The sequence below is a fragment of the Streptomyces marincola genome, from assembly GCF_020410765.1.
GTDB lineage: Bacteria > Actinomycetota > Actinomycetes > Streptomycetales > Streptomycetaceae > Streptomyces > Streptomyces marincola.
The window spans coordinates 3,883,967-3,908,341 of the sequence record NZ_CP084541.1 but is presented as its reverse complement, the minus strand read 5'-3'; the positions used below and the strand labels follow the sequence as shown (position 1 = coordinate 3,908,341).

The following is a 24,375-nucleotide window of genomic DNA, read 5'->3' as shown; positions in this document are numbered from 1 at the left end:
ACCGCGCTCAGCCGGACCCGGTGCCCTCCTCGGGGTCCGTGCCCGGCTCGCCCGGCGCCGGCTCCGACGGCTCGGGCTCGGGCGCCGGCTCGGAGGGCTCGGGGTCGGCGGGGCCGCTGCCCTCGACCGTGACGACGGCCCCGGCCGGCCGCACCGTGATGCGCCCCTGCCACGCGCCGGCCGGCTCGCGCGCCCGGTCGATCGTCACGTCGATCACGGCCGACTCGCCGGGCCGCAGGGTGCCCGACGTCCGGCTCAGCGCGACCCAGGCGGCGTCCGTGCCCGCCGTCCACTCCACCGGGGCCCCGCCCGAGGCCGTCAGTGTGATCCGCGTGCCCGCTTCCGTGGCCACCGCGTCGACCGCCAGCCGCCCCGCGGTGCGCTCCTCGCGGTCGCCGCCCGCCGCGTGCTCCCGGCCGCCGCCGGCCGACGGCGCGGCGCCGCCGGGCGCCGGCTCGCCCGCGTCGTCCTCGCTCTCCTCCGCGTCCTCCCCGCCCGGTTCCCGCTTCACGCGCTCGCCGGCCCCGGTCGCGCTCTCTTCCGTCCGCGGGCTCGTCCCATACGGGTGCCGCCCCGAGCCGTTCGCGCCGTCGGCCGCCGTGTCCTCGGCCGCCGCCGCGGTGCCCTCGCCCGCCGTCTCGCCGGCCGGGGGCGCGCCGCGGTAGGCGGCCCACAGGGCGAGCACGGGAACGGCGACCACCGTCACGGCGACCGTCGACGTCATCACGCGGCTGCGCAGCCGCTCGCGGCGGGCCGACTTGTCCTTGTCGGGCAGCGGGAACCCCGACCTGTCGTAGCGCGGCGCGTACTGGGCCCGCGCGCGCCGGATCGCGAGCCGCGCGGCCTGCACGGCGGCGCGCGGCGCGGGCAGCACGGCCAGGCGCGACGGCCCGGCCGAGCCGCTGCCGCGCCAGCCGACCTCGACCGCGGCGCGCTGCGCGATCAGCCGGCACGAGGGGCAAGCGTCGACGTGGCGCAGCAGCTCCCTGCGCATGGCCGGGCCGAGCAGCAGGCCCCGGTCGTCCCCCGACAGGGCGGCGGCGGCCGGGCAGCCGGCCGCGTCCACGGCGGCGAGCGCGGCGCGCGTGCGTTCGACCTCGCGGGCCGCCTCGGCCAGCAGGGTCCGCGCGTCGTCGGCGGCGAGGCGCAGCACCCTGGCCACCTCGCGGGCGGACAGCTGGTGCCGCACGGCGAGTTCGAGCGCCTCGCGCTGGTCCGGCGTCGTACCGGCCGCCTCCGGCCAGGAGAGCGCGGCCAGCTCGCGGTGGCGGTGCGCCGCGTCCTCGCCGAACGCGCGCGGCACCGGGCGGCCCTGGCCCTCCTTCTCGTGCGCGGCCAGCCGCCGCAGGCAGGTCCAGCGGGCGAGCGCGTAGAGCCACGCGCGCAGGAGCGCGGGATCCGACGGGCGCCGGCCGCGCTCGTGCTGCGCCTCCGCGAGCGCCAGCGCCTCACCGAGCGCGGCGGTGGCCGCGTCGTGCTCGCACATGACGGACAGGCAGTAGGTGAACAGACCGTCCAGGTAGGCGTCGTCGTACGCCGGCCTGCGGCGGTCGGCCGCCGCAACGGCGGTGGCCGCCTCGCCCGGTGACGCGCCGAAGGGTGAGGCGCTCGGGGAGGCGGTGGCATCGGACGGACGTGCTGGGGGCGGAGCGGCGGCGGGGTGGTGGGCCGCGCGCGCCGGTCGTTCGCGGCTGCGGGTCATCAGAGGGGAACGTTAGGCGCCCCTGACCCGCCATCGCCGCCCGGTCGGCGAGGTTCCTTCTAACGGGTGACGCCGACGGCCCCGTTCCGGCCGCTGGGTGTCAGCGGGCGGGAGTAGCGTTCTGGGCATGGCTCGAAAAACAGACCGCCCCTCGTACCGGTGCACCGAATGCGGCTGGTCCACGGGCAAGTGGCTCGGCCGCTGCCCCGAGTGCCACGCGTGGGGCACCGTCGAGGAGTTGGGCGCCGCGCCCGCCGTGCGCACCGTGCCGGCGGCGCGCGTGGCCTCGCCCGCGGTGCCGATCGGGCAGGTGGACGCGGTGCAGGCCGCGGCGCGCGGCACGGGCGTGCCGGAGCTCGACCGCGTGCTCGGCGGGGGCCTGGTGCCGGGCGCGGTGGTGCTGCTCGCCGGCGAGCCCGGAGTCGGCAAGTCGACTCTGCTGCTCGATGTCGCGGCCAAGTCGGCGTCCGCCACGCACCGGACGCTGTACGTGACGGGCGAGGAGTCGGCCGCGCAGGTGCGGATGCGCGCCGACCGGATCGGCGCCCTGGACGACGACCTGTACCTGGCCGCCGAGACCGACCTGGGGTCGGTGCTCGGCCAGCTCGACCAGGTGAAGCCGGCGCTGCTCGTGCTCGACTCGGTGCAGACCGTCGCGTCGGCCGAGGTGGACGGCGCGCCGGGGGGCATGGCGCAGGTGCGCGAGGTGGCGGGGGCGCTGATCCGGGCGTCCAAGGAGCGCGGCATGTCCACGCTGCTGGTCGGGCACGTCACGAAGGACGGGGCGATCGCGGGCCCCCGCCTGCTGGAGCACCTGGTCGACGTGGTGCTGCACTTCGAGGGGGACAGGCACGCCAGGCTGCGCCTGGTGCGCGGCGTGAAGAACCGCTACGGCGCCACCGACGAGGTCGGCTGCTTCGAGCTGCACGACGAGGGGATCACCTCGCTCGCCGACCCGTCCGGGCTGTTCCTCACCCGGCGGGACGAGCCGGTGCCGGGCACGTGTCTGACCGTGACGCTCGAAGGCCGCAGACCCCTGGTGGCCGAGGTGCAGTCGCTGACGGTGGCCAGCCAGATCCCGTCCCCGCGGCGCACCACGTCGGGTCTTGAGACGTCGCGGGTGTCGATGATGCTCGCCGTGCTGGAGCAGCGCGGGCAGATAGCGTCCCTCGGCAAGAACGACATCTACACGGCGACCGTGGGCGGGGTGCGCCTGTCGGAGCCGGCCGCGGATCTCGCGGTGGCCCTGGCGCTGGCCAGCGCCGCGTCGGACACGCCGCTCCCGAAGAACCTGGTGGCCATCGGCGAGGTCGGGCTCGCCGGCGAGGTGCGGCGCGTCACCGGGGTGCAGCGGCGCCTGGCCGAGGCGGCACGGCTCGGTTTCACGCAGGCGCTCGTGCCCACCGACTCGGGCACGGCGCCGGCCGGTATGCGGGTGCGCGAGGTGGGCGACATCGGGGAGGCCCTGCGTGTGCTGCCCGCGCGCGGCGCCGAGTCAAGCCGCCGGGAGGAGGTGCGCCGGTAGACTCATGTGCACCAAGCGCAGGTTCGTCTCCCGGAGGATTGCATGGCAGCCAGCGACCGTCCTGCCGGGCCCGGGAGGTCCGGGAGCGGTCCCGGGGCGGACGGGCTGCTGCGGGCCGCGCTGAGCGCCGTGGCCCCGGGGACCCAGCTGCGGGACGGCCTTGAGCGCATCCTGAGGGGGAACACGGGCGGGCTGATCGTCCTCGGTGTGGACCGGACGGTCGAGTCGCTGTGCACGGGCGGCTTCGTGCTGGACGTCGAGTTCACGGCGACGCGGCTGCGCGAGCTGTGCAAGCTCGACGGCGCGGTGATCGTGGACCGGGACATCTCGCGGATCGTGCGGGCCGGGGTGCAGCTCGTGCCCGACCCGAGCATCCCGACCGAGGAGACGGGCACGCGGCACCGCACGGCCCAGCGGGTGTCGATCCAGACCGGTTTCCCCGTGGTCTCGGTGAGCCAGTCGATGCGGTTGATCGCGCTCTACCTGGACGGGCAGCGGCGCGTGCTTGAGGACTCGGGCGCGATCCTGTCGCGGGCCAACCAGGCCCTGGCCACCCTTGAGCGCTACAAGCTGCGGCTCGACGAGGTGACGGGCACGCTCTCCGCGCTGGAGATCGAGGACCTCGTCACCGTGCGGGACGTGGCGGCCGTCGCCCAGCGCCTTGAGATGGTCCGCCGCATCGCGGCCGAGATCGCCGAGTACGTCGTGGAGCTGGGCACCGACGGGCGGCTGCTGTCGCTCCAGCTCGACGAGCTGATCGCGGGCGTCGAGCCGGAACGCCAGCTGATCGTCCGTGACTACCTGCCCGACGCGGGCGGCAAGCGGTCCCGCAAGGTCGGCACGGCGCTGGCCGAGCTCGACGGTCTCGGGCACGCCGAGCTGCTCGAACTGGCCCTGGTCGCGCGTGCGCTGGGCTACAGCGCCGCGCCCGAGTCCCTCGACACCTCGGTCTCGCCGCGCGGCTTCCGCCTGCTGGCCAAGGTGCCCCGGCTGCCCGGCCTGGTCATCGACCGGCTGGTGGACCACTTCGGCGGCCTCCAGAAGCTGCTCGCGGCGAGTGTCGACGACCTCCAGGCCGTGGACGGCGTCGGGGAGACCAGGGCCAGGTCGGTGCGCGAGGGCCTGTCGCGGCTGGCCGAGTCCTCCATCCTCGAACGCTACGTCTGACGCCTCGAACGCCCCGCCCGGCAGGGCGTGGGCCCGCCACCGGCCGCGCGGGGCGGACGGTTCCGGGAAAGTTGACGTCCGACCGGCCCGTCACCGGCCGCGCGGGGCGGACGGGCACGGCGCGTTCTCCCGTGGCTCCCCCGCCCGTTCCGCCGCCCCGCCCCGGGCCGGAGCGCCTGCGGGCGGTTTCCGGCCCCGGGGAACGTCCGTCCCCGGCCGGGCGGCCGGCGCCCGCCGTCAGTCCTCGTCGAAGCGGAAGGTCGTCTGCACGACCGGGTAGTCCGCGAGCGCGGCCTCCGCCAGGTAGGAATCGGCCGCCGCCTCCCGGCCGTCGCCGTCGCAGTCCGCGGTGGAGTGCCGCCGGTCCCAGACCAGGGCGAAGCTCTCCGAGCCGCCCGCGGGCACGGCGACCGGCAGGGACGCCTCGCCCGTGGGGCAGTCGGCGGAGGACCAGACCTGTTCGTCGGCCGCGTTGGCGATGGTGACGACCAGCGCCTCGTGGCCGAAGTCGACGCGGCAGTCGGCCGGGCCCGCGTTCTCCACGGTGAGCCGGACCTCGGGCACCTCGCCGGGCGCGTAGGCGTTGGCGTCGCTGCGCAGCGAGATCGACAGGGCCTCCTCGGTGCACTCGGGCAGCGCCGCGGCGTCGGCCCGGCCGGAGCCGTTCGCGCCGTCGTCGGCCGCCCCGCCACCGGCGCCGTCCCCGTCCGCCGCGGCGTCCCCGCCGGTGCCGTCGCCGCCCGCGTCCTCGCCCCCGGCGCCGTCGCCGCCGTTCTCGCCGTCCTCCCCGTCGGACGTCGAGTCGCCCCGGCCGCCCGGGCGTTCCTCGATCAGGGACTCGGAGGGGGCGGGCCCCGGCGTGATGGACTCGACCGGTCCGCCGGCGCCGTCGTCCCCGCCGGTGGGCTCCTCGTCGCCGCCCCCCGAGCGCAGCGCCCAGAAGACGAGCAGCACGACGAGCGCGATCAGCAGCAGCACGACGGCCCTGCGTCGCCAGTAGATGGACGAGGGCAGCGGGCCGACGGGTGTGCGCAGAGATCCCACGCGGAAACCTTACGAGACTTCCGTCACCCGCAAGGCCCCCACCCGCCACTCGCGGGGACACCGTTGGGTATCAACACGCGCGGAGTGCCGTCCGCTTTGTGCCGTGCCCCGGCCGTGCCAGGATCGCCTTTGCCATGACTGCGACGACTGCGACGACACCGACGAGTACGACGCCGCCCACCGCCCTGCACGCCCCGGTCATCGACTGGTTCGACCGGCATGCCCGCGACCTGCCCTGGCGCCGCCCCGAGGCGGGCGCCTGGGGCGTGATGGTCAGCGAGTTCATGCTCCAGCAGACGCCCGTCAGCCGCGTGCTGCCGGTCTACGAGGAGTGGTTGCGCCGCTGGCCGCGCCCGGCCGACCTGGCCGCCGAGCCCTCGGGCGAGGCGGTCCGCGCCTGGGGCCGCCTCGGCTACCCGCGGCGGGCCCTGCGCCTGCACAGCGCCGCGGCGGCGATAGCGGAACGGCACGGCGGCGAGGTGCCCACCGACCACCACCAGTTGCTCGCGCTGCCCGGCATCGGGGAGTACACGGCCGCGGCGGTCGCCTCGTTCGCCTACGGCCAGCGGCACGCGGTGCTCGACACGAACGTGCGGCGGGTCTTCGCCCGCGCCGTGAGCGGCACCGAGTACCCGCCGAACGCCACCACCGCGGCCGAACGCAAACTGGCGCGCCTGCTGCTGCCCGAGGAGCCGGCGACGGCCGCCCGCTGGGCCGCGGCCACGATGGAGCTGGGGGCGCTGCTGTGCACGGCCCGCGGCCCCGAGTGCGCGCGGTGCCCGATCGCGGAGCTGTGCGCCTGGCGGCGGGCCGGCTCGCCCGCGCACGAGGGCCCGCCGCGCCGCGGCCAGACGTACGCGGGAACGGACCGCCAGGTGCGCGGCAAGCTGCTCGCCGTGCTGCGCGGGGCCTCGGGTCCGGTCGAGCGCGCGGTGCTCGACCGGGTGTGGCACGACCCGGAGCAGCGCGGCCGGGCGTTGAACGGGCTGGTCGGGGACGGTCTCGCGGAACGCCTCCCGGACGGCCGCTACCGCCTGCCCGGCGCGGGCTGACCCCGTCCCGCCCGCCGGCGCGGGCCGCGGTGAGGGGGCGGCGCGAAGGAGGTCCGTGCCGCCCGCTCGCTCAGGACCAGACGCCGGTGGCCGCGATTCTCGCCACCCAGTCGCCGAACGCGACCGGCTCCCGCCCGAGCACGCGCCGCACGCCGTCGGCGGCCTCGGCGGTGAGTCCGGCCCGGTGCAGCGCGAACATGCCGTCGAGCGCCTCGACGAACGCCGGCGGCACCCCTTCGGCCGCCAGTTCCGCGCGGTACTGCTCCGGCGTCAGTTCCTCGTAGACGATGTCCCGGCCCGTCGCCTCCGCGATGGTGGCGACGGCTCCGCGCCACGTCGGGCCGGCCGGGCCCGACAGGTCGTACGCCTGGCCGGCGTGCCGGTCGCCGGTGAGCGCGGCGACGGCGACCTCGGCGATGTCCTCGGCGTCGATGAACGGCTCGGGCACGTCTCCGATGGGCAGCGCGATCCGACCCGCGCGGAGCGGCTGGAGCCACAGGTCCTCGGTGAAGTTCTGGTTGAAGTTGTTGGGGCGCAGCAGGGTCCACTCGGCGCCCGAGGCGACGACGGCCCGTTCCGCGGCGACCTGGCCCACGGAGGGTCCGACTCCCCCGGCCGCGTCGGCGCCGCGCCCCGAGAGGACCACGAACCGCCGCGTGCCGGTGGCCGCGGCCAGGTCCACGAACGCCCCGACCGGCCCCGGGTCGTCGGGCGCCACCAGGTACACGGCGTGCGCGCCGTCGAGCGCGGGCCGCCACGTGTCCCGGCGCTCCCAGTCGAAGCGCACCTCTCCCGAACGCGCGGCCACGCGCACGGGCAGGCCGGCGGCGCGCAGGCGGCGCGCGACCCGGCGTCCGGTCTTGCCGGTCCCGCCGAGTACCAAGTAGTCGTTCTGGCTCATGCTCGGCATGCTCCGGGTGCCGCGACCGCGGAACCATGGCCGACCGTCCACGGCGCATGCCCGAGGGTGCGCCGGCGCCCGCCGCGCACGATCGCGCCGGGCGCGCGGCCGTACCGTGGGCGTATGGACCCCTTCGACGATCTGCTGCGCGGCGTGTGCGCCGACGGCGCCGTACTCGATCTCACGCGGCTCTCGCCGGCGCGGGCGCACCGGCTCGGCAAGGGCGACGCCATGACCCTGTGCGTGCCGTTGCGCGGGGCGGGCAGCGTCGCGGAACGGCCGCTGCGGCTGGGCGAGATGGCCGTGGTGCGGGGTCCCGAGGAGTTCGAGGCGACGGGCGACATGACCCTGCTGGTCGGCAGGTGCAGGTTCCGCGGCGAGACCCAGCACCGGCTGCTGCGGGTGCTGCCGCGCGTCGCGGTCGTGCCGGAGGACGGGGACTTCGCCGCGCTGCGCGACTACATGGCGGGAGAGGTGAGCCGGCCGGGGCCCGGGCGGCAGATCGTCATCGACCGCATGCTCGACTGGCTGCTGGTGTGCACGTTGCGGGCCTGGTTCGACGGGCCCGACGCCCGGCCGCCCGGCTGGTACCGCGCGTTGAGCGACGACGTGGCGGGGCCGGCGCTGCGCGCCCTGCACCGCGCGCCTGAGCGCCCCTGGACGCTCCGGGCGCTGGCGGCGGAGGCCGGGGTGTCGCGGACGACGCTCGCGAAGCGCTTCACCGAGGCGGTCGGCGAGGCCCCGCTCGCCTACCTGACCGGCTGGCGGATGACGCTGGCGGCCGACCTGCTCGCCGAACGCCCGGACGCGACGGTGGCGTCCGTCGCCCGGCGGGTCGGCTACGCCGATCCGTTCGGGTTCAGCGCGGCGTTCAAACGCGTGCGCGGGCTGAGCCCGAGCGAGCACAGGGCGGCGGCGCGGAACGCCTCGGGCGCGGCGCCCGGGGGCGACTACAGCTGGAACCAGACCGTCTTGCCGGAACCCGGCACGTGACGGCAGACCTCCCAGCGGCGCGCGCAGCGCGTCACGAGCAGCAGCCCGCGCCCGTTCTCGTCCTCGGTCGGCGGCGCCTGTTCCGGCAGGCGGGGGTCGCCGGGGGCCCGGTCGTAGACGTTGACCTGGAGGTCGCCGTCCGGTGACCAGCAGGCGTGCACGTCGACCGGTGGTGGCGAGGGGCAGTCGAGCGATGCCTTGATGGCGTTGCTCACCACCTCGGAGGTCAGCAGGACGGCGGTGTCGATGAGTTCGTCATCGGCGACGACCGTCGTGGACAGCGCGGTGCGCATCGCGTGGCGGGCGTTGCGCACCCATACGGGGTGCGCCGGGAAGCGCAGGGTGAAGTCCGCGGTCCCGGATCGCGTCGGTACAAGGCACATGCGAGGCTCCTTCGTTGCTCGAAAGGTCGCACACCACTACGAGTGCCTCGTCACGCCCGCGCCAACCGTGCGCGATGGGAACGAACTCACGCGGTAGCACGCGACGAGGCGCGTGCGCGGGGCGCGCGCGCACTGCACGCGCGCGGGGCCGCTCCGGCCGGCGCGCCGGGCGAGGCGCCCGGACGGCCCGAACGGCCCGCCGGACGATGAATATTTCCGAAACCCGGCAGCATGTTCCATCCTCCGGTGCCGCCGGACCGTCAGCGATAGAGTCACCCGCATGGATGTCCTGGCAGACGCGCTCGCGGCCCTGCGCACCGGGCAGCCGGTGGCCGTCCACGCCGAGGCGCGCGCACCCTGGGGCCTCCGTTTCCCCGCGACCACGGGAGCCTCGTTCCACGTCGTGCTGCGCGGCACCTGCTGGCTGATACCGCCGGCCCGGGCGGCGGAGCCGGGCGAACGGCCCGAGGCGAAGCCGCTCGCCCTCGCCCAGGGCGACGTCGTCCTGCTGCGCGACGGACCCGCGCACGGGCTGGCCGACGACCCGGGCAGCCCGCTCACCGACGTCCCGCCGCTCCGGCAGAGCGCCTGCCCGGCACTCGGCCGGCTGTGCGTCGAAGGCCCCGGGCCCCGCGCGGTGCTGCTGTGCGGCACCTACGCCCTCAGCACCGCGCGCCCGCACCCGCTGCTGCGCGCGCTGCCCGACGTGCTGCACCTCCCCGGTCGGCACGGCGCGCTCCACTCGCTGACGGAACTGCTCGGCGCGGAGCTCGAAGAACGGCGCCCCGGACGCGACGCCGTCGTCTCCGCCCTCGTGGACGCGATGCTGCCCTGTGTCCTGCGCGCCTGGGCCACCGGGCGGCCCGGCTCCGCCGGCTGGGCCGCCGCCCTCAGCGACCCCGCGGTCGGGCGCGCGCTCGAAGCCATCCACTCCGCGCCCGAACACCCGTGGACCGTCGAGGACCTGGGGTCCTGCGGCGGGCTCTCGCGCTCCGTCTTCGCGCAGCGCTTCACCGCGCTCGTCGGCTCGGCTCCGCTGTCCTACCTGACCTGGTGGCGCATGACGATCGCCGGCCGGCTGCTCCGCGACTCCGACGCGCCCCTCGGCACGGTCGCGCACCGCGTCGGCTACCGCTCGGAGTTCGCCTTCGCCAAGGCGTTCAAACGGGAGTACGGCACGGCACCCGGCCGCTACCGGCGTGAACACGCGGGCGGCGCGCCCCACCGGTGAGCCGGGCGCCGGGGCCCCGGGCGCGTGCGCCGTCCGGCCGGACTCAGGCCCATGGCTTGTCGAGGTCAAGCTCGGCCCGCCGTTCGGTGAGCGAGTACCAGTTGCCCGTGGGGTCGCGGAAGATGGCCTCCACCCCGTAGGGGCGCTCCTGCGGCCCCTGGACGAACTCCACGCCGGCGGCGGCGAACCTCCGGTGATCGCCCCGGCAGTCGTCCGTGCGCAGGGCTCCCCCGCCGATGAGCCCCTTGGTGACCAGGGTCGTCAGCATGCGCGCCGACTCGGGATCGAGTCCGGGGCCGTCCGGGCGCATCAGGGCGAACTCGATGTCGGGCTGCCCCGGCACCCCCACCGTGACCCAGCGCACGTCCCCCATGAAGAGGTCGCTCCTGACCTCGAAGCCCAGTTTCTCGGTGAAGAACGCGACGTCGCGCTCCTGGTCGGTGCTCCACACGGTGGTGAGGGCGATGCCCTTGATCATGTCCGCCTCCTCATGACGTCCCCTGCCCGCTCACCCTAGGACGGGGGCCCGGCCTGCGGCTTCTCCGCGATTGCGCCGCTCGTGGCCTCCCCGCCCCGGCCGGGGAAGCCGCCCGCCCACAGCAGCGCGTAGCAGCCGGGGATCAACGCCGCCCCGCGCCCCGCGTGTGCGGCGCGGTAGGCCGTCGGAGTCCGGCCCGTGTGCCGCTTGAACGTCGCGGAGAACGTCCCCAGGCTGTGGAAACCCACCAGGTCGCAGATCTCGGTGACGGACAGGTCGGCGCAGCGCAGCAGCTCCTGCGCCCGCTCGACGCGCCGCAGGGTCAGGTACTGCCCGGGTGTCCGGCCGTAGGCAGCCCGGAAGACCCGCACGAAGTGGTACCGCGAGTAGCCCGCGTGGGCCGCGACGGCTCCCAGGTCCAGCGCACCCGACCACTCCCGGTCCATCAGGTCCTTCGCCCGGCGCAGCTGCCTGAGCGCGGCCGGGTCCCGCACGGTCACCGCCGCCGCCCGGGGCCGGGAGGCGGCAGCGCCCTGCCCGCGCCGGCGGCGCGGGCGGCGGAACCGGCCCGGGCCCCGGCGGGACGGGGGCGGGGACGCGGGCGGATCACGCGGCCGCGGGCAGCGGCCCGATGAAGTCGGCCACCCGCTGGCGCAGCAGCCGGTAGGCGGCGGCGCGACGGCGCGGCGGGCCGGGCGGCCGGGGCACGACGCGGGACCCGGATATGGTCTGGCCCTGCCGGAACTGCTCGCGGGTCAGGTCGATCTCCACCCCGTTCGGCAGGCGGTTCCACCAGTGGTACCCGCACGGGTTGCCGTCGAGGTGCACCTCGCCCACGATCAGGTCACCGCCGAATATGTCGTGCACCACCAGGGCGGTGATGTCGCAGTGCCCCCACGCCGGATTGTCCGGGCTCCAGGGGGCGCGCAGCAGGTCGTCGGGCGAGCAGGTGTCCGCGGCCCAGCCGGTGCGGAGGGCGGCGGCGATATCGGTGAGAGTCCACGGCGCCATGGGCCCACCCTGCCAGGCACCACTGACAATCCCCCGGGACCGGGCCTCCGGCCCCGACCCGCGACCGCCTCAGCCCCGCCCGGCGGCCACCGCGGCGCGGGCGTGGCAGTCGGCGAGGTGGTCGTTGACCAGGCCGCACGCCTGCATCAGGGCGTAGGCGGTGGTCGGGCCGACGAACCGGAAGCCGCGCTTCTTCAGCGCGGCGGCCAGCGCCGCGGACTCGGGCGTCGTCGCCGGTATGTCGGCCGTGCCCGCCGGGGCCGGCCGGTCCCGGTCGGCGGGGGCGTGCGACCAGATCAGGTCCGTCAGCTCACCGGGGGCCCAGGCGGCGGCGACCCGGGCGTTGGCCACGGTGGCCTCGATCTTCAGCCGGTTCCTGATGATGCCGGGGTCGGCGAGCAGCCGGTCCACGTCCGCCTCGGTGTAGGCCGCGACCTCCGTGATGGCGAACCCCGCGAACGCCGCCCTGAAGCCCTCCCGGCGGCGCAGGATCGTCAGCCACGAGAGCCCGGACTGGAACGCCTCCAGGCTCAGCCGCTCGAACAGCGCGTCGTCCCCGCGGACCTCCCGCCCCCACTCCGTGTCGTGATACTCCCGGTAGTCCTCGGGCGCCGCGCCCCAGGGGCAGCGCGCCAGCCCGTCGGACCCGGTGATGGCAGGCGTCGATGTCATGGGGAGCAGTGTGCCTGACGGCACCGACAGCGACGCCGGGATTCCGAAGGCTGTCAACTCGGCGTTGACAATCCCTCGACTGTCAACCTAGGGTTGCCCTCGTGGCGAATCCCGTGCGCATGACGAACCCGGTCCGCCTCGACGACCTGATCGAGGCCATCAAGAAGGTCCATACCGACGCGCTCGACCAGCTGTCCGGCGCGGTCATCGCCGCCGACCACCTCGGGGACGTGGCCGACCACCTGATCGGCCACTTCGTGGACCAGGCGCGCCGCTCGGGCGCCTCGTGGACGGAGATCGGCAGAAGCATGGGGGTCACCAGGCAGGCGGCCCAGAAGCGCTTCGTTCCGAAGACTCCGGACGAGCCCTCCGACCTCGACCCGAGCCAGGGCTTCAGCCGGTTCACCGAGCGGGCGAGGAACGTGGTGATGGCCGCGCAGAACGAGGCCCGCTCCGCCGGCAACGACGAGATCCGTCCCGAGCACCTGGCCCTGGGGCTCCTGCACGAGCCGGACGCGCTCGCGGCGCGGGCCATCGCGGAGCAGGGCGTGCCGCTGGCGACCGTGCGCCAGGACGTGGCCGCCGCGCTGCCGCCGGCCGCCGAGCAGCTGCCCGACCTCATCCCCTTCGACCCCGCGGCGCGCAAGGTCCTGGAGCTCACGTTCCGCGAGGCCCTGCGGCTCGACCACACGTACATCGGGACGGAGCACATCCTTCTCGCGCTGCTCGAATTCGAGAACGGCTCCGGTGCGCTCGCCGGCCTCGGCATCGACAAGACAGCCGCGGAGACGCACATCGCGGACGCGGTGGCCGCCGCCCTCGCCGCCGAAGAACAGCGGTGATCCGGCGCGGCCGCCCGGCGGTCGCGGCCGTTCGACGGCCGTGGCCGCCCGGCGGTCGCGGCCCGGGCGGCCCCGTAGGGCGCGCGGGGACCGCGGCGGCGGTCCCCGCGCGCCCTACGGGACCTCGCGCAGGTAGAGGGCGCCGCAGCTGTGGCAGTCGGGTTCCGCCGTGCCGCCCCACGAGTCCTCCGGCAGCGTGTCCGCGTCCGCCCTGAGCACCCGCCCGCACATCGCCACGTGCTCATCGCCCCGGACCATGTGCCAGGTCCGCACCGCGTCCCGCCGGTCCTCCTCGTACTCGGCGCGCATCAGATGCCGCACGTCACCGCACCTCCGCTCCGTTCGCCCGCGCCGCCTCGCGGCCCTTCCATCCTCGGTCCGCACCCGCCGCCGCGCGACCGCAGCGCCGCGCGGCGCGGCACCACGCCCCGGACGGCCGGCCCCGCACCCGGGGAGCGCCTCAGCGCGCCGCCGGCTCCCCGACGCCCGCCCCGGCCGCCGCCCGCGCGGCGTCCTCGCCGGCCGCCTGCCGGTCCCGGTGGTCGGCGGCCACGCGCCGCCACAGCGCGAGCCGCTCCTCCTCGGGGAGGTCGGCGAGCGTCAGGCCGAAGATGTCGGCCAGCGCGGTGAACCAGTCGGCCGCGGTCAGCAGTTCCCGCGCGTGCCGGCCCGCCGCGTCCCGCCGGCTCAGCACGAGTCCGCGCAGCATGTCCACGCCCTCGGCGTCCCTGCGGATCACGGACGCGGTGCGCACGAACGGGGAGCCGGGGTCGCCGCTGAGCGCGGCGTGCCGGTCCGCGAAGTCGCCCGGTCCCGCGGACGCCGTCGCGAAGTCCATGCCCGCGCACGTGGCGCCGTCCATGACGTCGAGCCGCCACCCGCCCGGCACGCGCGGGGACGGCCGCAGGCCGTACCTGAAGGGGTCCTGCCGCCAGATCCCCGGCCGCAGCGGCAGCGGCTCGAACGGCCCGTCCCCGAGCCCCGCGTCGATCAGCCACTCCTCGCCCTCGCAGGCGACCGTCAGTGCCAGGTGGCCGCCGTCCGCGCCCGGCGGCGGGACGGACGGGTTCGCGTGGACTCCCGCCAGGTGCCACACCACCGGGTAGCCGAGCGCACGCAGCAGCGCGGCGAACGCGCCGTTCAGGTGGTAGCAGTACCCGCCGCGTCCGCGCAGGACGCGGGCCACGGAGTCCGCCGGGTCCACGGTGGTGGGCCGGCCGAGGTACAGGTCCAGGGTCTCGTACGGCACGCGCTCCAGGTGGGCCGCCTGGAGGGCGCCGAGCGCGGCCACGGAGGGCCGCCCCGGGTCCGGCAGGCCCAGCCTGCGGAGGTACCGGCGCACATCCGCTTTCTGCATCGTCTCCACGTCAACCGCCTTCAACGATATTCCGCCCGCACATCTTCCACGTCAATCGCACATCAGACCTTGACAGTTCCTCCCCTCGCTCCGCCATCCCGCCGCATGGGAGCGCTCCCACACCGCGCGAGGATATCGGGGCGCGCAAGGGGGCGCCGGCGGACCACCAGCCGGGCACGGAAACCTGCCGACCGCCTCGCCGTTCCGCTCGCGCCCGGCGGCGCGCCGCTCCCCGCCGGCACGCGGCGGGCGGCACCCGGGCGCGGACCGCCTCGGGCGGCCGGCTCGTGGGCGCGGCGGGTGATCCCGTCCGGATGACGGGTATCAACGGATGCGGCATGCGCACCGGTACGTCCGCGCCGCACGGGCTGTGGGCGCGCGACCACCGGTACCTGCCCGATCAGGTCAAAGGGCTGGAGTACGACACCCTACGCCTCCCCCGCGCGAGCGGGGTCGCGGACGCGGGCCCGGCCCGCGACGCCGGGCAGCATCCGGCCCGCCCGGCCGCCGCGGCGCCCCGCTACGCTCCCGGCATGGATGCGGCAGGGCTCGGACTCCGTTTGGCGGCAGGGGTGTTCATTCCGTTGCTGAAACGGCTGTTCCCGCCCGAGGCACCGGGAGCCGCCCTCACCGACCGGCCGGTGCGCGTCTCGGCTCTCGTTCCGCTCCGGGGCGCGAAGCGGACGCTGACCGAACGGGACCTGCGCGAGCTGAGCGCCGAGGTCGTGCGGCGGGCCGTGCGCGCCCTCGGGCCGCACGACGCGCCGGGCCCCGAGGCCCTGGACGCCGCCGCCGGACTGCTGGCGCGTTCGCTGCTGCGCCTGGGCGAACTGGACATGGACGACGTCCAGGCGGTGCGGCTCGGCCACGAGGCCCTGGCCCGCGAACTCGCGGGACCGCGCGCCCCCGGCGTGCCGGACGACGCGCACCTGCTGCACGACCGCCTGCTGAACTCCGCCTGCCTGCACGTGCTCGACTTCTTCAGCCGGCGTTCCACCTTCGTGGCCCGCACCCTCGTCGAGCAGACCCGGCGGCTCGAATCCCTCGTGCGCGCCACCGAGACGCTGGCGGAACGCCTCCCGTACCTGCCCGCCGAGGACGCCGCGTTCGAACGGCGGTACGCCGACTACGTGGTGCGCGAGTACGGCCGCCTCACGATCTACGGCCTCGACCTCGACCAGTCCCGCGAATGGCCGCTCGACGACGCTTACTTGAGCCTGGAGACCCGCCAGTCCAGCGCGGCGGGCCAGGACGGCGCGGAGGCGCCGCAGCGCGCGGAACGGGCGCTCGGCGACTTCAGCCGCGTGCTGCTGCGCGGTCACGCCGGGTCCGGCAAGACGACGCTCGTGCAGTGGCTGGCCGTCACCGCCGCCCGCCAGGACCCGGAGAGCGCCCTGCCGCAGCTCCTGGGCCGTATACCGTTCGTGCTCACCCTGCGCACGATCACCCGCGACCGGGGACCGCTGCCCGGCCCGGGCGACTTCCTGGCCGCCGTGGACTGCCCGCTGGCCGGCGCGCAGCCCGACCGCTGGGCGGACCGGGTGCTGGCCGCCGGGCGCGGGCTGCTGCTGGTCGACGGGATCGACGAGATACCCGAGGGGGAGCGCGAAGGCGTGCGCCGCTGGCTGCGCCGCCTCCACGCGACGTACCCGGAGACCCTGTGGCTGGTCACCGCACGCCCCTCGGCGGTCGGCGGGGGGTGGCTGGACCTTGAGCAATTCACCGAGCTGACGCTCGCCCCGATGAACCACGGGGACGTCCAGGCGTTCGTGCGCCGCTGGCACCGCGCGGTCGGCGCGGCCGACGCGGACGCCTCGGCGCTGCTCGATCTGGTGCGGACCAGGCAGGACTTGGCCGCGCTGGCCACCAACCCGCTGGTGTGCGCGCTGATCTGCGCCCTGCACCGCGAGCGCAACGGCCACCTGCCGCGCGGCAGGAAGGCGCTGTACGACGCGGCGCTTGCGATGCTGCTCGAACGGCGCGACCGCGAACGCCCCGACCCGCCGCGCGGGGCCCCGGCCTGGGACGCGGAGACACAGGTGTCGCTGCTCCAGAAGCTGGCGTACTGGCTGATCACGAACGGCCGTTCCGAGCTGTCGGCCTCCGTCGCCACCACGCTGATCGGCAACGCGCTGCCCGTCCTGCACGGCGGCGACACCCTCGGCACGCCGGCCGAGGTGCTGCGCCACCTGATCGAACGCTCCGGGGTGCTGCGCGAACCGGGCGAGGGCGCGGTGGACTTCGTGCACCGCACGTTCCAGGACTACCTGGGGGCGCGGGAGATCGTGGAGTGGCAGCACTTCCCCGCGCTGGTGGCCCGGGCCCACGAGGACCAGTGGGAGGACGTGGTGCGCATGGCCGTGGCCCACGCCCAGCCGGTGCAGCGCGGCGAACTCCTCACCGCGCTCGTCGAACGCGGCGACGCCGAGCCCGCCCACCGGGTGCGGCTGCACCTGCTCGCCACGGCCTGTCTCGACCACGCGACGCAGCTGCGCCCCGACGTGCGCGCCGATGTCCTCGAACGCGCCCGGCGGCTCGTTCCGCCGCGCACGCGCGAGGAGGCCAAGGTGCTCGCGGACGCGGGGCCGGTGGCGACGGGCCTGCTGCCGGGCCCGGAGGGACTGTCCGACGAAGAGGCCGACGCGGTCATCTTCGCGCTGACGCGGAACCCGACGGACGCCGGACTCATCGCGTTGCGCGCCTTCCGCGACCACCCGGCCCGCGCGGTGCACCACCTGCTCGCGGTGCACTGGCACCGCTTCGACACCGACCGGTACTTCCACGAGATCATCGCCCGCCTGCCGCCCGACGAGGACCGGGTGCTGCCGGCGCACGACCGGGCCGAGCTGGCCCACCTGTGGTCGCTGCCCGTGCTCGGGGGCGTCGAACTGCTGGGCGACTTCGCCGAGGCCGACCTCGCCGCCCACCTCGCGGCGCGCCGGGTGCGCACCCTGCGGCTGCGGGACTGCGCCTCGATCGCGGACCTCGGCTTCCTCGTCGGCGGCCGGGAGGACGGCGGGTGGCGGGGCGTCGAAACCCTGCTGCTCGACGGCTGCCCGCACATCACCGACCTGTCGCCGCTGGCGGGCGGCCCGCTGCGCGTGCTGAGCCTGTACGGCGGCACGCCGCACGCGGCGCCCCTGGGCCTGGCGGAGCTGACCGGCCTGACCTCCCTCACCGTCGGGGAGAAGGTGACGCTCGACTCGCTCGACCGGCTGCCGCGCCCGGCCCCGCTGACCGCGCTGACCCTGCCGTCGCTGCTGCCCGACCTCACCGGCATCGGGGCCTGGCCCGGCCTGACGCACCTCGCGCTGCACTTCTCCGGGCGCGCCCTCGGCCCGGCCGAGGGACGCGCGCTGGCCGCGCTGCCCGCGCTCGACCAGCTGACGCCGCAGGTCGCGGCGGTGCGCAGCCTGGCGGACGCGGGGGTCACGCTGCCGCGCGTCACCACGGTCCAGCTGTTCCCCGCGCACTACGGCGACCCGGTGGGTCCCGGGACGCTGGACGCGATCGCGCGGGTCTTCCCCGGCCTCCGGACGCTGTACCTGAACAACGACGCCCCGGACTTCTCGCCCCTCGCCGCCCTGCCCGAGCTGCGGGACCTGCACGTGTTCACGCCGAGCGCGGGCACCGGCCTGCCGGAGAACGTCCGGCTGACGGCTCCCCCGGCCGCACGGTACTGAGCCCGAGCGGTACTGAGCAGGGCGGTACCGACCCCTCGCCCGCCGAACGCCGCACGCCCGGGCGAACGTCAGCGCGCCCCCGGCGCGCATCCCGCGCCCCCCACAAACGACGGGCGCCCCCGCGGCCCCGTGCGGGGGCCGTGGGGGCGCCGTTGAACCGTCGCGCGCGCCGGCGTCACTCCTTGGAGAGGTTCGGACCGCCCTTGGCGGCCTGCTCCACCGGCGGGGCGTCCGGCAGCGAGGACTTCTCCTCGCCGCGGAAGGTGAAGGTCTTGTCCTTCCCCTCGCCCTCGGTGTCCACGACCACGATGTGGCCGGGGCGCAGCTCGCCAAAGAGGATCTTCTCCGACAGCACGTCCTCGATGTCGCGCTGGATGGTGCGCCGCAGCGGCCTGGCGCCGAGCACCGGGTCGTAGCCGCGCTTGGCCAGCAGCTGCTTGGCGTCCGTGCTCAGCTCGATCGCCATGTCCCGGTCCTTCAGCCGGTCGTCCACCTGCGCGACCATCAGGTCGACGATCTTGATGATGTCGTCCTGGGTCAGCTGGTGGAAGACCACCGTGTCGTCGACACGGTTCAGGAACTCGGGGCGGAAGTGCTGCTTCAGCTCGTCGTTGACCTTGGCCTTCATGCGCTCGTACCCGGTGGCGACGTCGCCGGCCACCGCGAAGCCCATGTTGAAGCCCTTGGAGATGTCCCGGGTGCCGAGGTTGGTCGTCATGATGATGACGGTGTTCTTGAAGTCCACGACCCGGCCCTGGGAGTCGGTCAGGCGACCGTCCTCCAGGATCTGCAACAGCGAGTTGAAGATGTCCGGGTGGGCCTTCTCGACCTCGTCGAACAGGACCACCGAGAACGGCTTCCTGCGCACCTTCTCGGTGAGCTGGCCGCCCTCCTCGTACCCGACGTATCCGGGCGGGGAGCCGAACAGGCGCGAGACGGTGTGCTTCTCGCCGAACTCCGACATGTCGAGGGAGATCAGCGCGTCCTCGTCGCCGAACAGGAACTCGGCGAGCGTCTTGGACAGCTCCGTCTTACCGACGCCGGACGGGCCGGCGAAGATGAACGAGCCGCCCGGCCGCTTCGGGTCCTTCAGACCGGCACGCGTACGCCGGATGGCCTGCGAGAGCGCCTTGATGGCGTCCTCCTGGCCGATGACGCGCTTGTGCAGCTCGTCCTCCATGCGCAGCAGGCGCGAGGACTCCTCCTCGGTCAGCTTGAAGACCGGGATGCCGGTGGAAGCGGCGAGGACCTCGGCGATCAGCTCCTCGTCCACCTCGGCGACGACATCCATGTCGCCGGCCTTCCACTCCTTCTCCCGCTGCGCCTTCGCCGCGAGCAGCTGCTTCTCGTTGTCCCGCAGCGAGGCGGCCTTCTCGAAGTCCTGCGAGTCGATCGCGGACTCCTTCTCGCGCCGCACGTTCGCGATCTTCTCGTCGAACTCGCGCAGGTCCGGCGGCGCGGTCATCCGGCGGATGCGCATGCGGGACCCGGCCTCGTCGATGAGGTCGATCGCCTTGTCCGGCAGGAACCTGTCGGAGATGTAGCGGTCGGCCAGCTGGGCCGCGGCCACCAGCGCGGCGTCGGTGATGGAGACGCGGTGGTGCGCCTCGTACCGGTCGCGCAGACCCTTGAGGATCTCGATGGTGTGCGGCAGCGACGGCTCCGCGACCTGGATGGGCTGGAACCGGCGTTCGAGCGCCGCGTCCTTCTCCAGGTACTTGCGGTACTCGTCCAGCGTCGTGGCACCGATGGTCTGGAGCTCGCCGCGGGCCAGCATCGGCTTGAGGATGCTGGCGGCGTCGATCGCGCCCTCGGCGGCGCCCGCGCCCACGAGGGTGTGCAGCTCGTCGATGAACAGGATGATGTCGCCGCGGGTGCGGATCTCCTTGAGCACCTTCTTCAGGCGCTCCTCGAAGTCACCGCGGTACCGGGAGCCGGCGACCAGGGCGCCGAGGTCCAGCGTGTAGAGGTGCTTGTCCTTGAGGGTCTCGGGCACCTCACCCTTGACGATCGCCTGGGCCAGGCCCTCGACGACCGCGGTCTTGCCGACGCCGGGCTCGCCGATCAGGACCGGGTTGTTCTTGGTCCGGCGGGAGAGCACCTGCATGACCCGCTCGATCTCCTTCTCGCGCCCGATGACCGGGTCGAGCTTGGATTCGCGGGCGGCCTGGGTGAGATTGCGGCCGAACTGGTCCAGCACCAGCGAGGTGGACGGGGTGCCCTCGGCGGGAGCCCCCGCGGTCGCGGCCTCCTTGCCGCCGGAGTAACCGGACAGCAGCTGGATGACCTGCTGGCGCACCCGGTTGAGGTCGGCGCCCAGCTTCACGAGGACCTGGGCGGCCACGCCCTCGCCCTCGCGGATCAGGCCGAGCAGGATGTGCTCGGTGCCGATGTAGTTGTGGCCGAGCTGGAGGGCCTCGCGGAGCGAGAGCTCCAGCACCTTCTTGGCCCGGGGAGTGAAGGGGATGTGCCCGGACGGGGCCTGCTGGCCCTGCCCGATGATCTCCTCCACCTGCTGGCGGACCGCCTCAAGCGAGATCCCGAGGCTCTCCAGGGCCTTAGCGGCGACACCCTCACCCTCGTGGATCAGGCCCAGGAGGATGTGCTCGGTGCCGATGTAGTTGTGGTTGAGCATCCGGGCTTCTTCCTGAGCCAGGACGACAACCCGCCGCGCGCGGTCGGTGAACCTCTCGAACATCGTTAATCGCTCCTCAGAGCGGTCAGGCAGTAAAGGGGTCGGTCCCCTCCCTGTCCTTCCGCAGCTTAGTCCCGCAACGGGGGACCGCTCATTCCAACTGTCAGCTCCTGTCCCCGGCCTCGTGCCCCGAACAGGCGACAACAGTTCCAACCCGATGGTGCGAGACGATGTTCCCGCAGGCCAAGCATTGGCGCTCCGGACGGCTACGCCCATGGCGAACACCCCGCGCCGACACACCCGGCCCCACTGTCACCGCCCCCCATCCATGAGTGACCCATCATCCGTCAGGAACTGCCTACCCCTCCAGGCTGACACTCCATGCCGTACGGGGCGGGTACATCCGCTACGGGCGAACGCGAATACGGTGCGCCGCGGATCACGAACACCACGTGACCCGTCCGGGTGACGTCCGTCGCGCGCCCCGCGGGCGCGGCCCCCGGGCGGGAGGACGCGCCGCTCACGCGGCCCTCCGCCCGCCGGAGGGGATCAGGACGGCGCCGCGGCGGCGGGGGCGCCGCCGGGCGGACCGGGCGACGCCGCGCCCGGGCGCGGCGTCAGACGCCGGCCTTCTCGTACGCCTCGCGAATGTTCGCGGGAACACGGCCGCGGTCATTGACCTCGAATCCGTTTTCCTTCGCCCAGGCGCGAATTTTCGCGGTGTCCTGGCTGCCGCCGCCGGCCGTCGCCGCGGCACGGGTCCGCCCGCGCGCCGCACGGCCGCCACCGGCCCGACGACCGGCCTTCACGTAGGGCTCCAGGGCGTTCCTGAGCTTGTCCGCGTTATCGGAGTTGAGGTCGATCTCGTAAGTCTTGCCGTCGAGGGCGAACGTAACGGTCTCGTCCGCCTCGCCACCACTGAGGTCATCGAGGAGAAGGACCTGAACCTTCTGTGCCACCGGGCTGCTCCTCATTCATCGTTGCCGAATACCAATGACTGTTGTACTGCGGATGTAATCAAACCGCCATGGCCGGAAAAACACAAACCTTGGCGCCACATTACTGGGACCCCCATAAGACACGTTGGGACGATTCGGACATAAGGGCCACCGTCCGCGTCAATCTAGAGATGCAGCAGCATCCGACTGTTACCCAAAGTGTTGGGCTTCACCCGTTCCAGTCCCAGGAACTCCGCCACTCCCTCGTCATAGGAACGCAGCAGCTCGCTGTAGACATCGCCATCCACCGGGGCGTCCCCGATCTCGCGGAAGCCGTGCCGGGCGAAGAACTCCACTTCGAAGGTCAGGCAGAAAATGCGCCGGACGCCGAGCCAGCGGGCGGTCCGCAGCAGCTTCTCCAGCACCAGGTGGCCCACGCCGCGGCCCTTCAGCTGCGGGTCGACCGCCAGCGTGCGCACCTCCGCGAGGTCCTCCCACATCACGTGCAGCGCCCCGCAGGCGACCACCTGGGCGTCGTGGTCGCGTTCGGCCACCCAGAACTCCTGAATGTCCTCGTAAAGCGTCACCGTCGCCTTGTCGAGCAGGATGCCGCCGCGCGAGTAGACGTCGATGAGGCGGCGCACCGCCGCGACATCTGTAGTCCTGGCGCGGCGGACAGTGACTTCGCTTGAGGTTTCCGGCACAACGGGGAGGCTATCGCTGCGTGCGTTCACCTTCGCCTTCGGGGGCGGGCGCGGGCACGCCCGAGACGTCGACCACGCGCAGCGCGTCGCGCAATGCCGCGGTCTGCTCGGCCGACATCATGCCGAAGAAAGCGACCAGGGCGGCGGCCGGGTTGTCGCTCTCCGCCCACGCGTCATTCATCAAAGCCGCCGAGTACGCTGCGCGAGTGGAGATCGCCTCATAGCGATAGGCCCGCCCCTCCTGCTCGCGCCTGACCCAGCCCTTCTGGTGCAGGTTGTCCAGGACGGTCATCACCGTCGTATACGCGATCGAACGCTCACGCCGCAGATCTTCCAGAACTTCCCGCACGGTCACGGGCCGGTTCCACTCCCATACGCGGCTCATCACCGCGTCTTCCAGCTCTCCCAATGGCCGAGGCACAAGAGGAAGAATAACCGGGTGGCGACAAAACGGACAGGCGTGACGTTTGCCCACCGTCGCGCGCGGCGCTCGACGGCGCGTTGAAGCACGGAATGGCGCACACAGGCGTGCGCGAGCGGGGGAACGCGCCGGCGGCAGCCGCGCGCGGCGCGGAGCGGCGCCGGGACCGGCGTCAGGCGGTGCGCTCGGCGGGCCGGTCGCCCTCGTCGGCGGCCCGCGCGGCGAGCGCCGCGTCGACGGCGGCGTCCTCCTTGTACTTGTTGGCGCCACCCTGGGTCTTGATGATCGTCCTGATCAGCAAGGTGAAGCCGACGGCCATGACGGCCGGCGGGAAGAGTGCGGCGATGTAGTCCACGGTGTTCGGCCTCCTGGAACGTGCTCGGCGAGCCGCCACTCAGCCTACCGACCGCCACCGGCCGCCCTCAGGTCGCCCTCCGGGCCGCCTCGCCGCCTACTGGCCGCCCTCGGCGGCCGGGCCGCCGCCCCGCCCGCCCGAGGCCGACCCGGCGGCGCCCTCGCCCTCCTCGGGCGCCGGGCGCGGCGACCCCTGCTGCGCCCCGGCGGACCCGCCGGGACCCGCCGGGGCCGCCGGGCGCTTGCGGTGCGGGGGGAAGACCTCCGCCGGGGTCGGCACGGGCCGGGCCGGCCGCTGCTCGCCGCTGTCGCTGCCGTCACCGCCCGCGGGGCGGGAGCCCCGCGAACCCTGGGAACCGTTCGACGTAACCATAAACCGACATTAAGTGCTAAACAGATAATCCGGCGCCATCTGCTCCGCCGACGGCGTGTCCCCCGTGCGGGCGGCGTCGGCGCCGGCTCCCGCGCCGGGGCCGCCGCCGGGTCACGACCTGGCGACGTTCCGCTCGTACACCAGGCGCAGGCCCACCAGGGTCAGCCACGGCTCGTGCTCGTCGATCACGGTCGACTCCCGCAGCACCATGGGCGCAAGACCGCCGGTCGCGATCACGGTCACGTCGTCCGGGTCGTCCGCCAGCTCGCGCGACATGCGCTCGACCATGCCGTCGACCTGGCCCGCGAAGCCGTACAGGATGCCGGACTGCATCGACTCCACCGTGTTCTTGCCGATCACGTGCCGCGGCCTGGCCAGCTCGACCTTGCGCAGCTGCGCGCCGCGCATCCCCAGGGCCTCGACGGAGATCTCGATGCCCGGCGCGATGGCCCCGCCCGCGTACTCGCCGCGCGCCGAGACCGCGTCGTACGTGGTGGCCGTTCCGAAGTCCACGACGATGCACGGGCCGCCGTACAGCTCGACCGCGGCGACCGCGTTGATGATGCGGTCGGCGCCGACCTCCTTCGGGTTGTCCGTGAGGATCGGCACGCCGGTCTTGACCCCGGGCTCGACCAGCACGGCCGGGATGTCCCCGTAGTACCGCCTGGTCACCTCGCGCAGCTCGTGCAGCACGGAGGGCACCGTCGAGCAGATGGCGATGCCGTCGATCCCGTCGCCCAGTTCGTCACCGAGCAGCGGATGCATCCCCATCAGGCCCTGCAACAGCACCGCGAGCTCGTCCGCGGTGCGCCGCGCGTCGGTGGAGATGCGCCAGTGCTCCACGATCTCGTCCCCGTCGAACAGGCCGAGGACGGTGTGCGTGTTGCCGACGTCGATGGTGAGCAGCAT

Annotated in this window: 24 protein-coding genes; 7 read left to right on the top strand and 17 right to left on the bottom strand. The window is 74.4% G+C overall.

Features of this window, described 5'->3' with window-relative positions; all coding sequences use genetic code 11:
- Positions 1–7: 7 nt before the first annotated feature.
- Complete coding sequence (locus LC193_RS17125) at positions 8–1,702, bottom strand: BACON domain-containing protein (RefSeq protein WP_226075206.1); 1,695 nt, start codon at positions 1,700–1,702, stop codon at positions 8–10.
- Positions 1,703–1,829: 127 nt separating this feature from the next.
- Between LC193_RS17125 and radA the strand changes: the two genes are divergently transcribed.
- Entirely contained in the window at positions 1,830–3,227 is a 1,398-nt protein-coding gene (gene radA / locus LC193_RS17120) for a DNA repair protein RadA (RefSeq protein ID WP_086159197.1), read from the top strand.
- A 42-nt stretch (positions 3,228–3,269) separates the two neighbouring features.
- A complete protein-coding gene (gene disA / locus LC193_RS17115) occupies positions 3,270–4,394 on the top strand; it encodes a DNA integrity scanning diadenylate cyclase DisA (RefSeq protein ID WP_226075205.1) in 1,125 nt (374 codons plus the stop codon).
- A gap of 237 nt (positions 4,395–4,631) precedes the next feature.
- Here the strand turns inward: disA and LC193_RS17110 are convergent, their stop codons facing one another.
- A complete protein-coding gene (locus tag LC193_RS17110) occupies positions 4,632–5,438 on the bottom strand; it encodes a hypothetical protein (RefSeq protein ID WP_226075204.1) in 807 nt (268 codons plus the stop codon).
- Between the two features lie 134 nt (positions 5,439–5,572).
- Here LC193_RS17110 and LC193_RS17105 point away from each other — a divergent pair, with 134 nt between their 5' ends.
- Positions 5,573–6,490 carry an HhH-GPD family protein gene (locus LC193_RS17105; RefSeq protein ID WP_226075203.1) on the top strand — a complete coding sequence of 306 codons (918 nt, stop codon included), beginning with the start codon at positions 5,573–5,575 and terminating at the stop codon, positions 6,488–6,490.
- A gap of 70 nt (positions 6,491–6,560) precedes the next feature.
- On the opposite strand, the gene LC193_RS17100 is transcribed toward LC193_RS17105, so the two are convergent.
- Positions 6,561–7,391: an NAD(P)H-binding protein gene (locus LC193_RS17100; RefSeq protein ID WP_226075202.1), complete on the bottom strand. Its 831-nt coding sequence runs from the start codon at positions 7,389–7,391 to the stop codon at positions 6,561–6,563.
- A gap of 123 nt (positions 7,392–7,514) precedes the next feature.
- Here LC193_RS17100 and LC193_RS17095 point away from each other — a divergent pair, with 123 nt between their 5' ends.
- Positions 7,515–8,384 (top strand): AraC family transcriptional regulator, encoded by an 870-nt coding sequence (locus LC193_RS17095; protein WP_226075200.1) that lies wholly within the window; start codon positions 7,515–7,517, stop codon positions 8,382–8,384.
- Here LC193_RS17095 and LC193_RS17090 read toward each other — a convergent pair.
- Positions 8,342–8,767: an ATP-binding protein gene (locus LC193_RS17090; RefSeq protein WP_226075198.1), complete on the bottom strand. Its 426-nt coding sequence runs from the start codon at positions 8,765–8,767 to the stop codon at positions 8,342–8,344. The two genes, LC193_RS17095 and LC193_RS17090, sit on opposite strands and share 43 nt — an antisense overlap.
- Before the next feature lie 280 nt (positions 8,768–9,047).
- Between LC193_RS17090 and LC193_RS17085 the strand changes: the two genes are divergently transcribed.
- Positions 9,048–9,998: an AraC family transcriptional regulator gene (locus LC193_RS17085; RefSeq protein ID WP_226075196.1), complete on the top strand. Its 951-nt coding sequence runs from the start codon at positions 9,048–9,050 to the stop codon at positions 9,996–9,998.
- 43 nt (positions 9,999–10,041) lie between these two features.
- Here the strand turns inward: LC193_RS17085 and LC193_RS17080 are convergent, their stop codons facing one another.
- The 4 genes from LC193_RS17080 to LC193_RS17065 all read right to left on the bottom strand — a co-directional run bounded on the left by LC193_RS17080 (position 10,042) and on the right by LC193_RS17065 (position 12,159).
- Positions 10,042–10,476: a VOC family protein gene (locus tag LC193_RS17080; protein WP_226075195.1), complete on the bottom strand. Its 435-nt coding sequence runs from the start codon at positions 10,474–10,476 to the stop codon at positions 10,042–10,044.
- Positions 10,477–10,511: 35 nt separating this feature from the next.
- Positions 10,512–10,922, bottom strand: a complete 411-nt coding sequence (locus tag LC193_RS17075) for a helix-turn-helix transcriptional regulator (RefSeq protein ID WP_226078683.1) — start codon at positions 10,920–10,922, stop codon at positions 10,512–10,514.
- A 160-nt stretch (positions 10,923–11,082) separates the two neighbouring features.
- Positions 11,083–11,487, bottom strand: coding sequence for a YunG family protein (locus LC193_RS17070; RefSeq protein WP_226075194.1), 405 nt, complete (start codon positions 11,485–11,487; stop codon positions 11,083–11,085).
- A gap of 69 nt (positions 11,488–11,556) precedes the next feature.
- Positions 11,557–12,159, bottom strand: coding sequence for a DNA-3-methyladenine glycosylase I (locus LC193_RS17065; RefSeq protein ID WP_226075193.1), 603 nt, complete (start codon positions 12,157–12,159; stop codon positions 11,557–11,559).
- Between the two features lie 101 nt (positions 12,160–12,260).
- On the opposite strand from LC193_RS17065, the gene LC193_RS17060 reads away from it, so the two are divergent.
- Positions 12,261–13,001 carry a Clp protease N-terminal domain-containing protein gene (locus LC193_RS17060; protein WP_226075192.1) on the top strand — a complete coding sequence of 247 codons (741 nt, stop codon included), beginning with the start codon at positions 12,261–12,263 and terminating at the stop codon, positions 12,999–13,001.
- Positions 13,002–13,115: 114 nt separating this feature from the next.
- Here the strand turns inward: LC193_RS17060 and LC193_RS17055 are convergent, their stop codons facing one another.
- Positions 13,116–13,322, bottom strand: a complete 207-nt coding sequence (locus tag LC193_RS17055) for a hypothetical protein (RefSeq protein ID WP_226075191.1) — start codon at positions 13,320–13,322, stop codon at positions 13,116–13,118.
- 139 nt (positions 13,323–13,461) lie between these two features.
- Positions 13,462–14,358 carry an arylamine N-acetyltransferase family protein gene (locus tag LC193_RS17050; RefSeq protein WP_226078681.1) on the bottom strand — a complete coding sequence of 299 codons (897 nt, stop codon included), beginning with the start codon at positions 14,356–14,358 and terminating at the stop codon, positions 13,462–13,464.
- A gap of 338 nt (positions 14,359–14,696) precedes the next feature.
- Between LC193_RS17050 and LC193_RS17045 the strand changes: the two genes are divergently transcribed.
- Entirely contained in the window at positions 14,697–18,041 is a 3,345-nt protein-coding gene (locus LC193_RS17045; RefSeq protein WP_226075190.1) for an NACHT domain-containing protein, read from the top strand.
- Positions 18,042–18,216: 175 nt separating this feature from the next.
- Here the strand turns inward: LC193_RS17045 and LC193_RS17040 are convergent, their stop codons facing one another.
- The 7 genes from LC193_RS17040 to LC193_RS17010 all read right to left on the bottom strand — a co-directional run bounded on the left by LC193_RS17040 (position 18,217) and on the right by LC193_RS17010 (position 24,375).
- Positions 18,217–20,739: an ATP-dependent Clp protease ATP-binding subunit gene (locus LC193_RS17040; RefSeq protein WP_226075188.1), complete on the bottom strand. Its 2,523-nt coding sequence runs from the start codon at positions 20,737–20,739 to the stop codon at positions 18,217–18,219.
- 554 nt (positions 20,740–21,293) lie between these two features.
- Positions 21,294–21,635 carry a histone-like nucleoid-structuring protein Lsr2 gene (locus LC193_RS17035; RefSeq protein WP_086159211.1) on the bottom strand — a complete coding sequence of 114 codons (342 nt, stop codon included), beginning with the start codon at positions 21,633–21,635 and terminating at the stop codon, positions 21,294–21,296.
- A 164-nt stretch (positions 21,636–21,799) separates the two neighbouring features.
- Positions 21,800–22,318 (bottom strand): amino-acid N-acetyltransferase, encoded by a 519-nt coding sequence (locus tag LC193_RS17030; RefSeq protein ID WP_086159212.1) that lies wholly within the window; start codon positions 22,316–22,318, stop codon positions 21,800–21,802.
- 10 nt (positions 22,319–22,328) lie between these two features.
- Complete coding sequence (locus LC193_RS17025) at positions 22,329–22,739, bottom strand: BlaI/MecI/CopY family transcriptional regulator (RefSeq protein WP_086159213.1); 411 nt, start codon at positions 22,737–22,739, stop codon at positions 22,329–22,331.
- A 172-nt stretch (positions 22,740–22,911) separates the two neighbouring features.
- Positions 22,912–23,094, bottom strand: a complete 183-nt coding sequence (locus tag LC193_RS17020) for a hypothetical protein (protein WP_086159214.1) — start codon at positions 23,092–23,094, stop codon at positions 22,912–22,914.
- Between the two features lie 96 nt (positions 23,095–23,190).
- Positions 23,191–23,466 (bottom strand): hypothetical protein, encoded by a 276-nt coding sequence (locus LC193_RS17015; protein WP_226075186.1) that lies wholly within the window; start codon positions 23,464–23,466, stop codon positions 23,191–23,193.
- A 111-nt stretch (positions 23,467–23,577) separates the two neighbouring features.
- Complete coding sequence (locus LC193_RS17010) at positions 23,578–24,375, bottom strand: type III pantothenate kinase (RefSeq protein WP_086159216.1); 798 nt, start codon at positions 24,373–24,375, stop codon at positions 23,578–23,580.

What these genes read in the sequence shown, in the direction of transcription:
- LC193_RS17125 (WP_226075206.1), bottom strand. Translation starts at nt 1,702, where the DNA reads ATGACCCGCAGCCGCGAACGACCGGCGCGCGCGGCCCACCACCCCGCC.
- radA (WP_086159197.1), top strand. Translation starts at nt 1,830, where the DNA reads ATGGCTCGAAAAACAGACCGCCCCTCGTACCGGTGCACCGAATGCGGC.
- disA (WP_226075205.1), top strand. Translation starts at nt 3,270, where the DNA reads ATGGCAGCCAGCGACCGTCCTGCCGGGCCCGGGAGGTCCGGGAGCGGT.
- LC193_RS17105 (WP_226075203.1), top strand. Translation starts at nt 5,573, where the DNA reads ATGACTGCGACGACTGCGACGACACCGACGAGTACGACGCCGCCCACC.
- LC193_RS17100 (WP_226075202.1), bottom strand. Translation starts at nt 7,391, where the DNA reads ATGAGCCAGAACGACTACTTGGTACTCGGCGGGACCGGCAAGACCGGA.
- LC193_RS17095 (WP_226075200.1), top strand. Translation starts at nt 7,515, where the DNA reads ATGGACCCCTTCGACGATCTGCTGCGCGGCGTGTGCGCCGACGGCGCC.
- LC193_RS17090 (WP_226075198.1), bottom strand. Translation starts at nt 8,767, where the DNA reads ATGTGCCTTGTACCGACGCGATCCGGGACCGCGGACTTCACCCTGCGC.
- LC193_RS17085 (WP_226075196.1), top strand. Translation starts at nt 9,048, where the DNA reads ATGGATGTCCTGGCAGACGCGCTCGCGGCCCTGCGCACCGGGCAGCCG.
- LC193_RS17080 (WP_226075195.1), bottom strand. Translation starts at nt 10,476, where the DNA reads ATGATCAAGGGCATCGCCCTCACCACCGTGTGGAGCACCGACCAGGAG.
- LC193_RS17075 (WP_226078683.1), bottom strand. Translation starts at nt 10,922, where the DNA reads ATGGACCGGGAGTGGTCGGGTGCGCTGGACCTGGGAGCCGTCGCGGCC.
- LC193_RS17070 (WP_226075194.1), bottom strand. Translation starts at nt 11,487, where the DNA reads ATGGCGCCGTGGACTCTCACCGATATCGCCGCCGCCCTCCGCACCGGC.
- LC193_RS17065 (WP_226075193.1), bottom strand. Translation starts at nt 12,159, where the DNA reads ATGACATCGACGCCTGCCATCACCGGGTCCGACGGGCTGGCGCGCTGC.
- LC193_RS17050 (WP_226078681.1), bottom strand. Translation starts at nt 14,358, where the DNA reads ATGCAGAAAGCGGATGTGCGCCGGTACCTCCGCAGGCTGGGCCTGCCG.
- LC193_RS17045 (WP_226075190.1), top strand. Translation starts at nt 14,697, where the DNA reads ATGCGCACCGGTACGTCCGCGCCGCACGGGCTGTGGGCGCGCGACCAC.
- LC193_RS17040 (WP_226075188.1), bottom strand. Translation starts at nt 20,739, where the DNA reads ATGTTCGAGAGGTTCACCGACCGCGCGCGGCGGGTTGTCGTCCTGGCT.
- LC193_RS17015 (WP_226075186.1), bottom strand. Translation starts at nt 23,466, where the DNA reads ATGGTTACGTCGAACGGTTCCCAGGGTTCGCGGGGCTCCCGCCCCGCG.
- LC193_RS17010 (WP_086159216.1), bottom strand. Translation starts at nt 24,375, where the DNA reads ATGCTGCTCACCATCGACGTCGGCAACACGCACACCGTCCTCGGCCTG.